The 16,883-nt window shown below is 65.7% G+C and carries 12 protein-coding genes and 2 tRNA genes; 4 read left to right on the top strand and 10 right to left on the bottom strand.

Annotation, left to right across the window (positions count from 1 at the left end; genetic code table 11):
- Positions 1-30: 30 nt before the first annotated feature.
- Entirely contained in the window at positions 31-1,653 is a 1,623-nt protein-coding gene (gene pgi / locus SB771_RS09180; protein ID WP_012364074.1) for a glucose-6-phosphate isomerase, read from the top strand.
- A 75-nt stretch (positions 1,654-1,728) separates the two neighbouring features.
- Here pgi and SB771_RS09175 read toward each other — a convergent pair whose 3' ends face one another.
- Positions 1,729-2,430: an ABC transporter ATP-binding protein gene (locus SB771_RS09175; protein WP_011657158.1), complete on the bottom strand. Its 702-nt coding sequence runs from the start codon at positions 2,428-2,430 to the stop codon at positions 1,729-1,731.
- On the opposite strand from SB771_RS09175, the gene SB771_RS09170 reads away from it, so the two are divergent.
- Positions 2,429-3,106: an arylesterase gene (locus SB771_RS09170; RefSeq protein ID WP_175660605.1), complete on the top strand. Its 678-nt coding sequence runs from the start codon at positions 2,429-2,431 to the stop codon at positions 3,104-3,106. The two genes, SB771_RS09175 and SB771_RS09170, sit on opposite strands and share 2 nt — an antisense overlap.
- A 90-nt stretch (positions 3,107-3,196) precedes the next feature.
- On the opposite strand, the gene SB771_RS09165 is transcribed toward SB771_RS09170, so the two are convergent.
- The 7 genes from SB771_RS09165 to tig all read right to left on the bottom strand — a co-directional run bounded on the left by SB771_RS09165 (position 3,197) and on the right by tig (position 12,044).
- Entirely contained in the window at positions 3,197-5,131 is a 1,935-nt protein-coding gene (locus SB771_RS09165; protein ID WP_175660604.1) for a SurA N-terminal domain-containing protein, read from the bottom strand.
- Between the two features lie 322 nt (positions 5,132-5,453).
- Positions 5,454-5,530 (bottom strand) — tRNA-Asp (locus SB771_RS09160).
- A gap of 23 nt (positions 5,531-5,553) precedes the next feature.
- Positions 5,554-5,629: transfer RNA gene (locus SB771_RS09155), tRNA-Val, on the bottom strand.
- Between the two features lie 216 nt (positions 5,630-5,845).
- Entirely contained in the window at positions 5,846-8,269 is a 2,424-nt protein-coding gene (gene lon, locus SB771_RS09150) for an endopeptidase La (protein WP_011657161.1), read from the bottom strand.
- 197 nt (positions 8,270-8,466) lie between these two features.
- The gene (clpX, locus tag SB771_RS09145; RefSeq protein ID WP_006754177.1) at positions 8,467-9,738 is read right to left on the bottom strand and encodes an ATP-dependent Clp protease ATP-binding subunit ClpX; all 1,272 of its coding nucleotides are present in this window, start codon (positions 9,736-9,738) and stop codon (positions 8,467-8,469) included.
- A gap of 165 nt (positions 9,739-9,903) precedes the next feature.
- A complete protein-coding gene (gene clpP, locus SB771_RS09140) occupies positions 9,904-10,557 on the bottom strand; it encodes an ATP-dependent Clp endopeptidase proteolytic subunit ClpP (RefSeq protein WP_006496351.1) in 654 nt (217 codons plus the stop codon).
- Between the two features lie 140 nt (positions 10,558-10,697).
- Positions 10,698-12,044, bottom strand: a complete 1,347-nt coding sequence (tig, locus tag SB771_RS09135) for a trigger factor (RefSeq protein ID WP_011657162.1) — start codon at positions 12,042-12,044, stop codon at positions 10,698-10,700.
- Positions 12,045-12,430: 386 nt separating this feature from the next.
- Here tig and SB771_RS09130 point away from each other — a divergent pair, with 386 nt between their 5' ends.
- Both SB771_RS09130 and SB771_RS09125 read left to right on the top strand, forming a co-directional pair.
- The gene (locus SB771_RS09130) at positions 12,431-13,576 is read left to right on the top strand and encodes a glycerate kinase (RefSeq protein WP_165751579.1); all 1,146 of its coding nucleotides are present in this window, start codon (positions 12,431-12,433) and stop codon (positions 13,574-13,576) included.
- 62 nt (positions 13,577-13,638) lie between these two features.
- Positions 13,639-14,088: a MarR family winged helix-turn-helix transcriptional regulator gene (locus SB771_RS09125; RefSeq protein WP_011657164.1), complete on the top strand. Its 450-nt coding sequence runs from the start codon at positions 13,639-13,641 to the stop codon at positions 14,086-14,088.
- Positions 14,089-14,366: 278 nt separating this feature from the next.
- Here the strand turns inward: SB771_RS09125 and SB771_RS09120 are convergent, their stop codons facing one another.
- Positions 14,367-15,365, bottom strand: a complete 999-nt coding sequence (locus tag SB771_RS09120; RefSeq protein WP_175660603.1) for a 2-dehydropantoate 2-reductase — start codon at positions 15,363-15,365, stop codon at positions 14,367-14,369.
- 100 nt (positions 15,366-15,465) lie between these two features.
- Positions 15,466-16,611, bottom strand: a complete 1,146-nt coding sequence (locus tag SB771_RS09115) for a helix-turn-helix transcriptional regulator (protein ID WP_175660602.1) — start codon at positions 16,609-16,611, stop codon at positions 15,466-15,468.
- Positions 16,612-16,883 lie beyond the last annotated feature (272 nt).

Below are 16,883 nucleotides of genomic sequence, written 5' to 3'. Positions count from 1 at the left end.
CCTCCCGATTCACGCTTCACTCGAACCGCCATGACGCTGAATTCGCTCCCCGCCTGGACTGCCCTTCAATCCCACTTCGAACAAATCCGCCATGCCCGCCTGCGCGACTGGTTCGCGCCGGAAAACGACCGCGCGCCGACCCGTGCCGAACGCTTCACGATTCCCGGCGGCGGCCTTGCGGCTGACTTGTCGAAGAACCGCATCAACGACGACACGCTGCGCCTGCTCGTGCAACTGGCCCGCGAAGCGGGCGTCGAAGCGCGCCGCGACGCGATGTTCGCCGGCGAGATCGTCAACCCGACCGAAGGCCGCGCCGCCCTGCACACGGCATTGCGCGCGACCGACCCACACGCGCCGTTCCATGCGCAGATCAGCGCCGAGCGCGCGAAGATGGCGACCTTCGCGCGCGCCGTGCGCAGCGGCGCATGGACCGGCTACACCGGCAAGCGCATCCGCCACGTGATCAACATCGGCATCGGCGGCTCGGATCTCGGACCGAAGATGGTCACGCATGCGCTGCATCACGTCGCGAGCCCGGACATCTCGACCCACTTCGTGTCGAACGTCGACGGCGCCGATCTCGCCCGCGTACTCGAACAGGTCGACCCGGAGGAAACGCTCGCGATCATCGTGTCGAAGACCTTCACGACGCTCGAGACGATGACGAACGCACGCTCGCTGCGCGACTGGTTCGTCGCGCGCGGCTGCCCCGAGGCCGCCCTCGCGAAGCACTTCGTCGGCGTGTCGGCGAACCCGGCCGAAGTCGTGAAGTTCGGCATCGACGCGGACAACGTGTTCGAAATGTGGGACTGGGTCGGCGGCCGCTATTCGCTGTGGTCGGCGGTCGGCCTGTCGATCATGATCGCGATCGGGCCCGAGCAGTTCGACGAACTGCTCGCCGGCGCGAACGACATGGACCGCCATTTCCGCCAGGCGCCGCTCGAGCGCAACCTGCCGGTGCTGCTCGGCCTGATCGGCATCTGGTACCGCAACTTCTTCGGCTCGCAGAGCTATCTCGTCGCGCCGTATTCGGAAGCGCTGCACTACCTGCCGTCGTACCTGCAGCAGCTCGAGATGGAAAGCAACGGCAAGTCCGCGCGCCTGGACGGCACGTTCGTCGACTACCCGACGTCGGCCGTCACGTGGGGCGAGCCCGGCACCAACGGCCAGCACGCGTTCTTCCAGATGCTGCACCAGGGCCCGACGATCGTGCCGATCGACTTCATCGCGGTGCTGACGCCCGAGCATCCGCTCGCGAGCCATCATCCGAAGCTGCTCGCGAACTGCTTCGCGCAGAGCGAAGCGCTGATGCTCGGCCGCACGCTCGACGAAGCACGCAAGGTCGCCGGCCCCGGCAAGGAAGCGCTCGCGCCGCACCTGACGTTCCCCGGCAACCGGCCGACGACGACGCTGCTGGTGGATGCGCTGACGCCGCGCACGCTCGGCGCGCTGATCGCGCTCTACGAGCACAAGGTGCTGGTGCAGGCGACGGTGTGGGACATCAATCCGTTCGACCAGTGGGGCGTCGAGCTCGGCAAGATTCTCGGCAAGGTCGTCGAAGCCGACCTGTCGGCCGAGTCGGTCGATCCCGCGAAGCACGATTCGTCGACGACCGCGCTGATCGAGCGCGCGCGTGCGGCGCTCAAGCGCTGACGCGACCACGTCATGCGCGTGCCGGTCGCACCGGCGATTGACCGTGTGCGACCGGCGCAGGCATTCAGCGCCGTGCTACGCCGCCTGCGGCGCGACGATGCGTCCGGCGTCGATGGTGACCGTCGTCGCGCAGCGCCGCGCGAGTTCGGCATCGTGGGTGACGAGCACGAGCGTCGCGCCGTGCGCGCGGTTCAGTTCAAACATCAGGTCGATGACCGCGTGGCCCGTGGCCGCATCGAGGCTGCCGGTGGGTTCGTCGGCGAACAGGATCGCCGGGTGCGTGACGAACGCGCGCGCGAGCGCGACGCGCTGCTGTTCGCCACCGGACAGCAGCTTCGGATAATGCGCGGTGCGCTCGCCAAGACCAACCTGCACGAGCAGCGCGCGGGCCCGCTCGGCCGCTTCGCGCGCACCGATGCCACCCCGCAGCTCGAGCGGCAGCATCACGTTCTCGAGCGCCGTCAGGTGCGGCATCAACTGGAATGACTGGAACACGAATCCGACGGCGCCGTTGCGCAGCGCGGCACGCTCGTCCTCGTCGAGCTGGTCGAGCGCACGGCCGAGCAGGCGAACCGTGCCGCTCGTCGCGCTGTCCAACCCCGCAAGCAGGCCGAGCAGCGTCGATTTGCCGGACCCCGATGCACCGACGATCGCGAGGCTGCTGCCGGATCGCACACTGAGCGTGATGCCGTCGAGGATCGTCAGCTCGCCCGTTGCATCGGCGACCCGCTTGCATACGTCTTGGACTTCGATGATCGGATCGGTAATCTTGAACATGGACACGACATTCCACTGGAAGAGACGCGCGGCGCTCGCCGCGCTGCTGGGTACGCTGCTCGCAGCAACCGTGCCCGCACGCGCCGCAACGGCGGCCCCGACATCGGGCCAGGGCCGGCCCGCGCTCGTCGTGCTCGGCGACAGCCTGTCGGCCGAATACGGACTGCCGCGCGACACCGGCTGGGTTGCGCTGCTGCGGCAACGGCTCGCGACCGAGCGAATCGATTATAGCGTCGCGAACGCAAGCGTCAGCGGCGACACCACGAGCGGCGGCCGCGCACGGCTGCCCGCGGTGCTGCAACGGCTCAAGCCGTCGATCGTCGTCGTCGAGCTCGGGTCGAACGACGCGCTGCGCGGCGTGCCGCTCGCGACGACCGAGCAGAACCTGCGTGACATCATCGCCGATGCGCGGCAAGCGCGCGCGAAAGTCGTGCTGGTCGGCATGTACGTGCCGCCCAACTACGGGCCCGATTACACGCAGAAATTCCATGCGCTCTATACGCGGCTGTCGAAGGAACTCGGCGTTCCGCTCGTGCCGTTCCTCTTGGCCGGCATCGAGAACAAGCCTGAGATGTTCCAGTCGGACCAGATGCATCCCACGCAGCAGGCGCAGGGCATCCTGCTCGACAACGTCTGGCCCGCGCTGAAACCGCTGCTCGGCAAACCGCGCGGTTGACCTCGCGATTCGCCACGGCCGGAAAACAGAAAGCCCCGCTCGAAGCGGGGCTTTCTGTTGTTGCGTGCGAAACCGTGAACGGCGCTTCGCTCAGTTGCCGCTGTCCTGCGACTGGCTCGGCGTGGTGCCGTACAGCTTCACCTTCGAACGGTCGCGCAGCGCGGCGAGATACGCTTCGCCTTCGCTTTGCGCTTCGACCTGCGCCATCTGCTGCTGCGCGGCCGCGAGCTGCTGCGGATCGACGGCCGTGCCCGGGATCACCGCGTTCACGCGATAGATCGCGTAGCCGTCCGCACCGAGATCGACTCCGACGTAGGCCGGCAGCGTCTTCGCATCGACCTTGTAGACGGCGCTCAGCGCCGCCGGCGTCAGGCCTTGCGATTGCATGCGCGACACCTTCTGCACAGGCGTGAAGCCATCGGTCGATTTCGACTTCTGCAGCTCGGCCAGCTTCGCCGCGCCGTCCTTCTTCGCGAGTTCCGTGGCTTGCTCGGCGACGACCTTCTGACGCACCGCGTCCTTGATCGTGTCGAGCGCCGGCACGGCAGCCGGCTTGTAGTCGGTCACGCGCGCCGAGATCAGCGTGTTGTTGCCCACGTCGATCGCCTGCGTGTTGTTCTGGCTCTTCACCGAGTCGCTCGCGAACACGGCAGCGAGGAACTTCGGATTGTTCAGCGGGCTCGTCGGCGGCAGCTGCGGATTCGGCGTCGGCATGACGGTGGCCGTCTGGATCGTCAGCTTGTACTTGTCGGCGGCCGGCTGCAGCGTCTTCGCCTTTTCATATACGGTCGACGTGAAGCCTTCCGCGTTGTCCGTGAACGCCTTCGCCGCATACTGCTGCTTCAGCTGCGCCGCGATCTGGTCCTTCACGTCGGCGAACGGCTTGACCACCGACGGCTTCACTTCCGTCGCCTTCAGGATGTGGAAGCCGAGATCCGACTGCACGACACCGCTGACGTCGCCCTGCTTCAGCGCGAACGCGGCATCGTCGAACGCCTTGCCGCCCGCCGTCGAGCCGCGCGTGATGAAGCCGAGATCGCCGCCCTTCGCTGCCGACGGTGCATCCTGCGAGTTCTTCTGCGCGATCTGCGCGAACTGGTCCGGATGCGCCTTCACGTCGGCCAGCAGCTGCTCGGCCTTCGCCTTCGCGGCCGCCTTGTCGGCAGCGCTCGCGTCGCTCGCCGCGGCGATGAAGATGTGGCTCACGCGCACCTGCGCTTCCGAGCGGAAGTGCGTCGGGTTGTCGTCGTAGAACTTCTTGATGTCCGCGTCGTTCGGCTGTGCGCTCGCGGCGGCCGCGGCCGGTGAATAGACGAGATACTGGATCGTCGCGGTTTCCGGCGTCGCGAAGCTCTGCTTGTGCGCGTCATAGTACGCGGTGAGCTGCGCGTCGGTCGGCTGCACCTTCGCCGCGTAGTCGCTCGTCTTCAGCACGAGCGCCTGCACTTCGCGCTGCTGCGCGGCCAGCTCGGACAGGCGTTGCGCCGGGCCCTTCGGCGTGAATGCGCTCGCCACGATGCTGGCCGGAATCTGCTGCAGCGCGAGGCTGTAGCGCACGCGCTCCTGGTACTGCTCGGGCGTCATCCCCTGGAACGACAGCAGTTGCGCATAGCGCTCGACGTCGATCGAACCGTCGGGCTTCTTCAGCGACGCGATCATCGGGTCGCTCATCAGCGCGTCGCGCACGGCGTTGTCGGATGCGGTCAGGTGCAGGCGTTGCGTCTCGTCGGCCAGCACGCGTTGCTGGATCAGGCCGTCGAGCACCTGCTTGCGGTGTTCCGGCGTGTCGAATGCCTTGATGTCGAACTGCCCACCGAGCGCCTGGCGCGCCTGGTCGATCTGCTGGCGGAACGCGCCGTCGAATTCGACTCGCGTGATCTTGTGCCCGTTGATCGCCGCGACGTTCGCGCTGTCGTCGAAGAAGCCGCGGAAACCTTGGATCCCGACGAAACCCAGCCCCGGCAATACGATCAGGAGCAGGAGCGCCATCATCAGGCGCTGGTGATTACGGAAGAAATCGAGCATGCGTGACGGGAAAATTGGACAAAACGTCCGATATTACAACATACGGGGTGGCACGGGAGAAAAGCAGGTGCGCAACGAACGGGCGCGACCGGCGATGCAAATGAAAAAGCCCGCACAAGGCGGGCTATCTCATTTTCTGGCGGAGCGGACGGGACTCGCCTACATCCCGCAGGCCGCGGCTGCGCGTGCACGCGCAGCCCTTCGAGTCCCGCCGGAAGCCGCGCAGGCGGCTTCCTCCACTCCGCTAGTCACGTGCCCGCAAGCGGGCACCAACGGAAAATGCAAATGAAAAAGCCCGCACAAGGCGGGCTTCTTCATTTTCTGGCGGAGCGGACGGGACTCGAACCCGCGACCCCCGGCGTGACAGGCCGGTATTCTAACCGACTGAACTACCGCTCCTTGGTCTGGCTGAATCGGGAAACTGGTGGGTGCTGAGGGGTTCGAACCCCCGACCTACGCCTTGTAAGGGCGCCGCTCTACCAGCTGAGCTAAGCACCCGTTTCCGATTCGTTCTGGCTGCGATCTGCGTTTCGGCATCAACAACCAGCGAGCCCGCAAGTTTAATTCATCCCCGATCATTTTGCCAAGCCCACACGTGAATTTTTTTCAACGCGCATCGTTCAACACTCACGCACGCGATGCCGACGCACATAAAAAAACCCGCGGACACGCCGCGGGTTTCGTGAACCACCGTCAGTGACGGTATTCAGCTTCTCAGTGCTTGACGACTTCCGTCGAGCCGGCATCCTTCGCCGCGTCGCCAACCGGTGCCGCAGCCTTCGCCTCTTCTTCCGGCGGCAGCGGGGTCGGCGTACGTTCGAGCGCGAGCTCGAGCACCTTGTCGATCCAGCGGACCGGCACGATCTCGATCGCGTTCTTCACGTTGTCCGGAATGTCCGCGAGATCCTTCACGTTCTCTTCCGGAATCAGCACGAGCTTGATGCCGCCGCGATGCGCAGCCAGCAGCTTTTCCTTCAGCCCGCCGATCGGCAGCACTTCGCCACGCAGCGTGATCTCGCCCGTCATCGCGACATCGGCACGCACGGGAATCCCCGTCAGCACCGACACCAGCGCGGTCGTCATCGCACCGCCCGCCGACGGACCGTCCTTCGGCGTCGCACCTTCCGGCACGTGGATGTGGATGTCCTGCTTCTCGAACGCTTCGTCCTTGATGCCCAGACGCCGCGAACGCGAGCGCACGACCGAACGCGCAGCCTCGACCGACTCCTTCATCACGTCACCGAGCGAACCCGTGCGAATCACGTTGCCCTTGCCCGGCATCACCGCGGCTTCGATCGTCAGCAGATCGCCGCCGACTTCCGTCCACGCGAGGCCCGTCACCTGACCGACCTGGTTTTCCTTCGCCGCGAGGCCGAAGTCGTACTTGCGCACGCCGAGGAACGTATCGAGGTTCTCGCCATCGACCTTGATCGCGCCCGATGCCTTCTTCAGCAGCAGCATCTTCACGACCTTGCGGCAGATCTTCGACACTTCCCGCTCGAGCGAACGCACACCGGCTTCGCGCGTGTAGTAGCGGATGATGTCGCGGATCGCCTGTTCGGTGACGTCGACCTCGCCGTCCTTCAGCCCGTTGTTCTTCTTCTGCTTCGGCAGCAGGTAACGCTGCGCGATGCTGACCTTCTCGTCTTCCGTGTAGCCCGACAGACGGATCACTTCCATCCGGTCGAGCAGCGGCGGCGGGATGTTCAGCGAGTTCGACGTCGCGACGAACATCACATCCGACAGGTCGAAGTCGACTTCGATGTAGTGATCGGCGAACGTGTGGTTCTGTTCCGGATCGAGCACTTCGAGCAGCGCCGACGACGGATCGCCACGGAAATCCATGCCCATCTTGTCGACTTCGTCGAGCAGGAAAAGCGGATTGCGCACGCCGACCTTCGCGAGGCTTTGCAGGATCTTACCCGGCATCGAACCGATGTACGTCCGGCGGTGACCGCGGATCTCGGCTTCGTCACGCACGCCGCCGAGCGCCATCCGGACGAACTTGCGGTTCGTCGCACGCGCGATCGACTGGCCGAGCGAGGTCTTGCCGACGCCCGGAGGCCCGACGAGGCACAGGATCGGCGCCTTGACCTTGTCCACACGCTGTTGCACCGCGAGATATTCGAGAATGCGTTCCTTCACCTTCTCGAGGCCGAAGTGATCCTCGTCGAGCACCTGCTCGGCGTTCGACAGATCGTTGTTGACCTTGCTCTTCTTGCGCCACGGCAGGCCGATCAGCGTGTCGATGTAGTTGCGCACGACGGTCGCTTCCGCCGACATCGGCGACATCAGCTTCAGCTTCTTGAGCTCGGCGTCGGCCTTCTTCTTCGCTTCCTTCGGCATGCGCGCGGCGTTGATGCGCTTCTCGAGTTCCTCGAGATCCGCACCCTCCTCGCCTTCGCCCAGTTCCTTCTGGATCGCCTTGACCTGTTCGTTCAGGTAGTACTCGCGCTGGCTCTTTTCCATCTGGCGCTTCACGCGCCCGCGGATGCGCTTTTCGACCTGCAGGATGTCGATCTCGGCTTCGAGCTGCGCGAGCAGGTGCTCGAGGCGCTCGATGACCGGGAACATCTCGAGGATGTGCTGCTTCTGGTCGAGCTTCAGCGGCAGACGCTCGGCGATCATGTCCGCGAGGCGACCGGCTTCATCGATGCCCGACAGCGACGTGAGAATCTCCGGCGGGATCTTCTTGTTCAGCTTCACGTACTGGTCGAACTGCGACACGATCGCGCGGCGCAGCGCTTCCGTTTCCGCGCTGTCGGCGTGATCGGGCTCGAGCGGCATCACGTCGCAGGAGAACTGCGTCTCCTGCTCTTCGATCGACAACGCCTTCGCACGCTGCAGGCCCTCGACGAGCACCTTCACGGTGCCGTCCGGCAGCTTCAGCATCTGCAGGATGTTGGCGATACAACCGACCTCGTACATGTCCTTTTCGGTCGGTTCGTCCTTGGCCGCGGTTTTCTGGGCGACGAGCATGATGTGCTTGCCGCCTTCCATCGCTGCTTCGAGGGCCTTGATCGATTTCGGCCGGCCCACGAAGAGCGGAATCACCATGTGCGGGAAAACGACGACGTCCCGCAGCGGCAGCAGCGGGAGCGTGATGCGTTCCGGCGGGAGAAGTTGGGTGCCTGACATTTCATTTCCCCATGAGTGGAATCAATTGTTCGGTAATTGAGGCCGCCACAACGAATTGCAAGCCTTCAAGTGCGGGAAATATTCGGTAAGAAAGTAACCACCGCGTGTCGAGTCAGAGTTACCCACAAGATAAACGAAAAAAAGCCGCCCACGGACTCATGAACGGCCTTTTTCGCAGAACATCGTCGGCAAGCCGGTCAGTTCGAACCCGCCACTTTCGGCGTGTCCTCATAGATCAGCAGGGGTTTGCCGTCGCCATCGATCACGTTTTCGTCGATGATGACCTTGCTGACCCCTTTCATCGCCGGCAACTCGTACATCACGTCGAGCAATGCCTGTTCGATGATCGAACGCAAGCCGCGCGCGCCGGTCTTGCGGCGGATCGCCTTGCGGGCGACTGCCTGCAACGCGCCCGGCCGGATTTCCAGCTCGACGCGCTCCATCGCGAACAGCTTGTGATACTGCTTGACGAGCGCATTCTTCGGCTCGACGAGGATCTTCATCAGCGCGGCTTCATCGAGCTTGCCGAGCGTCGCGACCACCGGCAGGCGGCCGATCAATTCGGGGATCAGACCGAATTTGATCAGGTCTTCCGGCTCCGTCTCGCGCAGCACTTCGCCCGCGTCGCGCTCCTGCTTGCTCTTGACCGTCGCGCCAAAGCCGATGCCCGTCTTTTCGGTGCGATCGGTGATCACCTTCTCGAGACCGTCGAACGCGCCGCCGCAAATGAACAGGATGTTGGTCGTGTCGACCTGAATGAAATCCTGGTTCGGATGCTTGCGGCCACCCTGCGGCGGCACCGACGCCATCGTGCCTTCGACGAGCTTCAGCAGTGCCTGCTGGACGCCCTCGCCCGACACGTCGCGCGTGATCGACGGGTTGTCCGACTTGCGGCTGATCTTGTCGATTTCGTCGATGTAGACGATCCCGCGCTGGGCCTTGTCGACCTCGTAGTTGCAGTTCTGCAACAGCTTCTGGATGATGTTCTCGACGTCCTCGCCGACGTAGCCGGCCTCGGTCAGCGTCGTCGCATCGGCGATCACGAACGGCACGTTCAGCAACCGCGCGAGCGTCTGCGCGAGCAGCGTCTTGCCGGAGCCCGTCGGGCCGATCAGCAGGATGTTGCTCTTCGACAGCTCGACGTCGTCCTTCTTGTCGAGATGCTTCAGGCGCTTGTAGTGGTTGTACACGGCCACCGCGAGGATCTTCTTCGCGCGCTCCTGCCCGATCACGTACTGATCGAGGATGTCGCGAATTTCCTGCGGGCTCGGCAGATCCGACCGGGACAGGCTGGCCTCGACGCCGGCGGCAGCCGCCTCGTCGCGAATGATCTCGTTGCAGAGGTCGATGCATTCATCGCAGATGAATACCGACGGGCCGGCAATGAGCTTCTTCACCTCATGCTGGCTCTTTCCGCAGAACGAGCAATACAACAGCTTCTCGCTGTTCGAACCTTTTTTGTCCGCCATGAATGTAGAGCCTCCGGACAGGTAAATGACATGATACGCCGAATGCTCCGGACGCCGCGCCTAGGGCGCGACCGGAGCCGGCTGGATGCGCTTGCCGCAGATGCTCAAGGCACTCGGGACGTTGCAGCGGGCGCCGCCCCAATCGGGGCGGCACCCCACTTAATTTCAGGGGCGCTTCAGCAGCACCTGGTCGATCAGCCCGTACGCCTTCGCGTCCTCGCTCGACATGAAGTTATCACGGTCGGTGTCGCGCGCGATGCGCTCGACGTCCTGGCCCGTATGTTGCGCGAGCAGGTTGTTCAACCGTTCCTTCAGGTAGAGGATTTCGCGTGCCTGGATCTCGATGTCGGACGCCTGGCCGCGTGCGCCGCCGAGCGGCTGGTGAATCATCACGCGCGAGTTCGGCAGCGCGAAACGCTTGCCCTTCGCGCCCGATGCGAGCAGGAATGCGCCCATGCTGGCCGCGAGGCCCATGCAGAGGGTCGACACGTCCGGCTTGATGAACTGCATCGTGTCGTAGATCGCCATGCCGGCCGACACCGAGCCGCCCGGGCTGTTGATGTAGAGGCTGATGTCCTTGTCGGGATTCTCGCTCTCGAGGAACAGCAATTGCGCGACCACGAGGTTGGCGGTCTGGTCGTTCACTTCGCCGACCATGAACACCAGGCGCTCCTTCAGGAGACGCGAATAAATATCGTACGAACGCTCGCCGCGGCCGCTCGTTTCGACGACGATCGGCACCAGCCCCAGCGCTTGCGCCTCGAAACCCTGCGGCGCGTTCGAAGCAAGCATGTCCAGCAATTCAGCGCGAGTGATCATTCAATGAACCTTGTTCGAATGGAAAATTGAACGGAAGGAAGCCGCCCGCTCAATCGCCATATTAATGGCAACCGTGCGCTTGACGTAAAAACGGCGTGCAGGCCGTCGCTCCGACAGCCGGCACGCCGCTAGAGCGACACTTACGCTTGCGACGATGCGCTTGCGAGTGCCTCGAAGCTCACTTCCTTGTCCGTCACCTTTGCCTTGCCCAGCACGAAGTCGACGACGTTGCTTTCAACGACGAACGCTTCCATCTCGGCGAGGCGCTGCTGGTTGGAATAATACCAGCGGACCACTTCCTTCGGGTCTTCGTAGCTCTTCGCGAACTCGTCGACTTCCGCGCGGATCTGTTCCGGCTTCGCTTCGAGGCCGTTCGCCTTCACGAGTTCAGCCAGCACGAGGCCCAGCTTCACGCGACGCTCTGCCTGCTCGGCGAACATCTCGGCCGGAATCGGTGCGTCCTTCGCGTTCGGCACGCCGCGCTGCGCCAGATCCTGGCGAGCCATTTCGACGAGGCGTTGCTGGTCCTGCTCGATCAGCGCCTTCGGCACGTCGAGTTCGGAAATCTTCAGCAGCGCGTCCATCACCTGGTTCTTGACGATCGACTGCGTGCGGCGCTTCGCTTCGCGCTCGAGGTTTTCCTTGATCTCGGCGCGCATCTTCGTCAGGTCGCCGTCTTCGATGCCGAGCGACTTCGCGAATTCGGCGTCGATTTCCGGCAGGTGCGGCCACTCGATCTTCTTCATCGTGACCGTGAATTGCGCCGTCTTGCCCGCCACGTCCTTGCCGTGGTAGTCGTCCGGGAACTTCAGGTCGAACGTACGTTGTTCGCCGACCTTCAGGCCGAGCGCCGCCGTTTCGAATTCCGGCAGCATGCGGCCTTCGCCGAGCACGAACGGGAAGTCTTCGGCCGTGCCGCCCTGGAACGCGACGTCGTCGATCTTGCCGACGAAGTCGACCGTCACGCGATCGCCGTCCTTCGCCGCGGTGTCCGCGCCGCCGTCGCCGTGCTCGCCGGCTTCGCCGCGAGCGTGGTAGTGCACGCGCTGCTTGCGCAGGATGTCCAGCGTGCGGTCGATTTCGGCGTCGCCGATCGACGTGGTCGAGCGCTCGACTTCAGCCGTCGCCAGATCGCCGATCTTCACTTCCGGGTAGACCTCGAACGTCGCGTCGAACGCGTATGCGTCCTCGGCCTGTTCCTGCTTCGGCTCGAAGCTCGGCTGGCCGGCCACGCGCAGGTTTTCCGCGCGGCTGATCGTGAAGAATTCCTGGCCGATCTTGTCGCTCAGCACTTCCGCTTCGACTTGACCCGAGTACTGCTGGGCGACCATCTTCAGCGGCACCTTGCCCGGGCGGAAACCAGGCATGCGAACGTTCTTCGCGAGTTTCTGGATACGGGCGTCGATTTCCTTCTGCACGGTGTCTTTCGGCAGGGAAATCGTCACGCGGCGTTCAAGCTTGCCGAGGTTCTCAACAACGTTAGCCATGGCTTCAATCGTCCTAAAATTATTCGAGCGAATCGGGTTTTCCTTGCCGTGCCTGCCTGCGGCGAGATGTGCATCACATCCACATGCCGCGCCGGAGCGCCACGCCATCCCTGCACGCGCCGAATGGCTAGCGCAAGCGGCTCGGAGCACGGCTTTGGCCGGAAGAATCGACTATTCTAGCAAACAATTTTCCTCGTACCGCCAGATCCCTCATGACAGGGGTGCGCTCCTGCATGCCGCCCGCGCCCGTGCACGGCAATGCGCGCGGATTGTCGCTATGCCGAACGACGTATCCACCGCGCGCCCGCCATCCTGTAAGCTCCGAATGAGGGTGCGCCGCCGTCGCGCCCCCATTTTTCACACCAATTACGCTTCCCGGAGACACCATGCCGCACCACCCGTCCGCGCCTGTCGTCGTCATCGCGCCCGATTCGTTCAAAGGCTCGCTTTCCGCCGAGCAGGTCGCGGACGCGATCGCCACCGGCATCCGCCGCGCCCGGCCCGACGCGGTCGTGCGCTGCTGCCCGATGGCCGACGGCGGCGAAGGCACGCTCGACGCGATGCTGGCGGGCGGCGGCACGCGGCGTGCGCTGCGGGTGGCCGGCGCGTCGCTCGCGGCACGCGATGCGGCAGTCGGCGTGATCGATGCGCGCACCGCGATCGTCGAGACGGCCGAGATCGTCGGCATCACCGACGCGGTCGGCATGAGCGTGCCGGTCGACGCGCGCAGCACACGCGGGATGGGCGAAGCGATCCGCACGCTGCTCGACGAAGGCGTGCGCCGCTTCTTCGTCGCGCTCGGCGGCAGCAGCACCAACGACGCGGGCGCAGGCTTGCTCGCGGGCCTCGGCCTGCAATGCTTCGACGCGGCCGGCCAGCCGGTCGAGCCCGTCCCCGCGCGGCTCGCCGACATCGCGCGGATCGACGCGTCGGCGCTCGATCCGCGTCTGAAGGAAGCCGAATTCATCGGCATGTCCGACGTCGACAATCCGCTGACGGGCGCGCATGGCGCGACCGCGGTGTTCGGTCCGCAAAAGGGCGTGGCGCCCGAGCAAGTCGCGACCCTCGATGCCGCGCTCGGCCACTTCGCCGACCTGCTCGAGGCGGCGCTCGACCGGCGCGGCCGCGACCTGGCGGGCGCCGGCGCCGCGGGCGGTCTCGGTTTTGCGCTGCACATGCTGGGCGCGCGGTTCGAAGCCGGCGCGGAAGTCGTCGCGCGGCAGGTCGGGCTCGACGCGGCGCTCGCCGGCGCCGACTGGCTGATCACCGGCGAAGGCCGCTCCGACGTGCAGACGCTGCACGGCAAGGCGCCGTTCATCGCGTGCCGTCACGCGCAGGCCGCCGGCGTGCCCGCGTCGCTGTTGTCCGGCGCCGTCGACCCGGCCGCGCTGCCGCGCCTGTCCGAACACTTCGCCGGCTGCTTCTCGCCCGCACCGGGGCCGATCACGCTCGACGTCGCGATCCGCGACGCGGCGAATCTGCTCGCGAACGAAGCGGAGCAGTTGACACGGCTGAAGTACGGCGCACACTGACCGTTGACCCGAGCGCGCGATACAGGAACAATCGGGCCCGCCCTTTTTCTTCAGGATTCGACATGAAAGGCCGTCAAGCCGGGCTCGATCAGTTTCTGACCTATCGCCTCCATGCGCTCACGAAGCGATCCGACCGCGGGATCGCCGACGTGTACCGGCACAAGCTGGACATCTCGCTGCCCGAGGCGCGCGTGATCGCCGCCGTCGGCGCGTTCGGTCCGTTCTCGATCATGGATCTCGCACGTCATACCAATCTCGACAAGAGCCAGGCGAGCCGCGCGGCGGAAGCGCTGCTGCGCCAGGGGCTGCTCGAGCGCAGCGCGAGCGAGGACGACGGCCGGATCGTGCTGATCGCGCTGACGGCCGACGGCCGCGCGCTGCATCGCCGGATCATGCCGATCGTGCGCAAGTGGAATGAAGGCTTGCTCGCATGCCTGTCCGACAGCGAGCGCCAGACGTTCGAGCGGCTGCTCGACAAGGTGGTCGCGCACGCGGTCGACGGCGACGAGTGAGTGTCGCGGGCGGCGATCCGTGCCCCTGTGCGCGTTGCGAATGTGTGACACCTGTACCGGAATCGCCGCGCTGTACGCTGGCCCCCGCAGATGCGTCACGAGCGATTCAGCGCGCGCCGCTTTATTCAGACGGATCCTTCAGATCGCCCGAATCGCTCCCGTCGGGTGAATCGCGCAAGCGCACGGGCAGCGGCCCGGTTTTCCCTGCCGGGCACGCACCGAACGACTTCTCATCATTCTTCATCAAAGCAGGCCATCTCCGCAGCGATCCCCTTGCGCTATAGCCCGCTGTTCGCCGCGCGCTGACGCAGCAGCCCCAGCACCGCATCGCAGTACGGCGTCGGCACGTCGAGCTTGCGCCCCAGCTCCGGAAACACGCCGAGGATCGGCCCGGTCTCGAGCGGTCGCCCGGCCTCGAAATCCTGCAGCATCGACGTCTTGAACGCGCCCAGCTTGCGCGTCAAGGCGATCCGCTCGGGCCCGCCCATCCCCGTATCGAGACCGAGCTTCGCGCCGATCGCGGCCGCCTCCTCCATCATCCGCAACGCAAGATCCCGCGTGAACGGATCGTCGAGCAGTTGCTCGGTGGTCGAACCCGTGAGCGCACTCAGCGGATTCATGTTCATGTTGCCCCACAGCTTCGTCCAGATCTCGGTGCGGATCGCCGGCGTCGATTCGACGTCGAAGCCGCCCGCGGCGAGCGCCGCCGCGAATCGCGCGGTGGGCGCGTCGAGCCGCGCATCGGGCGAGCCAATGATCAGGCGGTTGCCGCGACCGCGGCGCACGATGCCCGGCGCATCGGTACTCGACGACAGGTGCACGACGCAGCCGATCGCCTGCTCGGGCGGCAGCGCCGCCGAGACCGCACCGGCCGGGTCGACCGCGTCGAGCGGCACGCCGTCGAGCGGGCCCGCGAGCCCGTGCGTGAACCACCACGGCAGCCCGTTCATCGCGGCGACGATCACCGTGCCGGGCCCGACCAGCGGCGCGATGCGCGCGGCTAGCGCCGGCAACGCCTGCGCCTTCAGCGCGATCACCACGTAGTCCTGCACGCCGAGCGCGGCCGCGTCGTCGCTCGCGCGCACCGGGACCGACGACACCGCGCCCGCCTCGTCGATCACGCGCACGCCGTGCGCATTCAGCGCATCGAGCGTCGCGCCGCGTGCGTAGGCGCTCACCGTCATGCCGGCGCGCGACAGCGCCGCCGCGAGCAATCCGCCGATCGCGCCGACACCGACCACCGCAGCGCGCACCGACCCTGAATTCGTGTCGTTCATGATGAAATTCCGTCTTCGGGAAGCTGACGAGCATAACGCTCAATGGTTGCGGGCACAACCATTTGTGCAAGCGCCCGCAGCATCGATTCGCATGCGCGATTCAGCGCGACGCGCCGCCCGCCTCCGGCGGCTCGTCGACGCTCGGGCCGCCGGCCGCGCCGAGCACGCCGGCGATCTGGCTCTTGTCGTGCATGCCGAGCTTGCGGTACGCGCAGCGCAGGTAGTGACGCACGGTCGTCGGCGAAATCGCCATCTGCTGGGCGACCTCCTTATGCGAGCGTCCGGTGCCGTAATAGCGGATCGCCGCCAGTTCGCGCGGACTCAGCCGGTCGAGCAGCGAGCGCGGCCGCGCCTCGATCTGGAACAGCCCCGCGACGGGCACGCACTGGATGCGCAACGCGTCGCCGATGAACGGCTGGCCCGACTGGCGTCGCCCATGCGCGACCAGCGGCTCCGGGATACGCGGGCCGGTCCACGTCGGCCATTCGGTGCGCAGCACGTCGTCGAAGCCGTGATCGGCGTGATGCAGCACGCCGAAGTTGTCGCACAGCGCGCGTGCCGCCGGCGCAACCGCGTCGTCGCGCTCGCGCGTGAGCTGCGCCGCGCGGTTGATCGTCAGCGCGGCCGCCAGATGCGGGATCACTTCCTCGAAGCGGCTCGCATCGTCGTCGCTGAACGGGCGATTCAGGCCCTGGCGGTAGATCGACATGAAGGTCGTCAACCCGAAGCGGCGATCGAGCGTGCACACGCACATCAACTGCGCCAGCCCGTACTTCACGCACCAGTCGCGAAACCGCGCGTCGAATCCCGGTTCGACGACCGACAGGCGCACCGCTCGACCGTGTGCGCCGAGCAGCGTGCGTTGCGCGAGCGGATCGCAGTCGCGCACGCGTTTCCAGTCGCTGAAGAACGCGTGCGGAAGGCGATACAGGAAACTGTTGTGCATCACGGGGCCGGTCGGCACGTGCGTGGCGACGCCGGTCCATGCGGCGTCGAAGGGGATGAGCGCCTGCAGCAGCGAAAAGAAGCGGCACTCGAATTCGCCGATGCTCGACCGCGCGGCGACCGCGTACAGGTCGAGCAACATCAAGCCGAGTTCGCGCTGCGCTGCATCGCCGCGCGTCACGCCGTCGAAATCGGCCCGCCGTGGCGGCAACGGCGGCCATGCGGATTCGTCGAGCACGATCGCGGCCGGCACGTCGCGCAACGCGTCGAGATCCTGCCCGATATCCGTCGTGATCCTCACTTTCCGCTCCCCTGCCCGACCGGGCCGCTGATGCGCGCAACGCAGACCGGCCGATTATAGCGACCGGCATTTTTGGCGGGCGTCGCTGCCGGAACACACGCCAGCCCCATCCATTTGAACGGTACGCCACCCGTTGCTGCCGCGCGGCACGCCGCAGCGCGGCGTCGCGGCACGTTCACGCCGTGCACCGCGGGTTTTCCACACCGTTCATCTGCACGACTGTTCGCCTGCTTTCCCGCTACGGACACTGCGTCGCGACAACAACACACGAT

This window comes from Burkholderia sp. SIMBA_051 (assembly GCF_046534915.1).
GTDB lineage: Bacteria > Pseudomonadota > Gammaproteobacteria > Burkholderiales > Burkholderiaceae > Burkholderia > Burkholderia ambifaria.
Note: the sequence above shows the minus strand (reverse complement) of the source record. Positions and strands in the feature narration are given on the sequence as shown.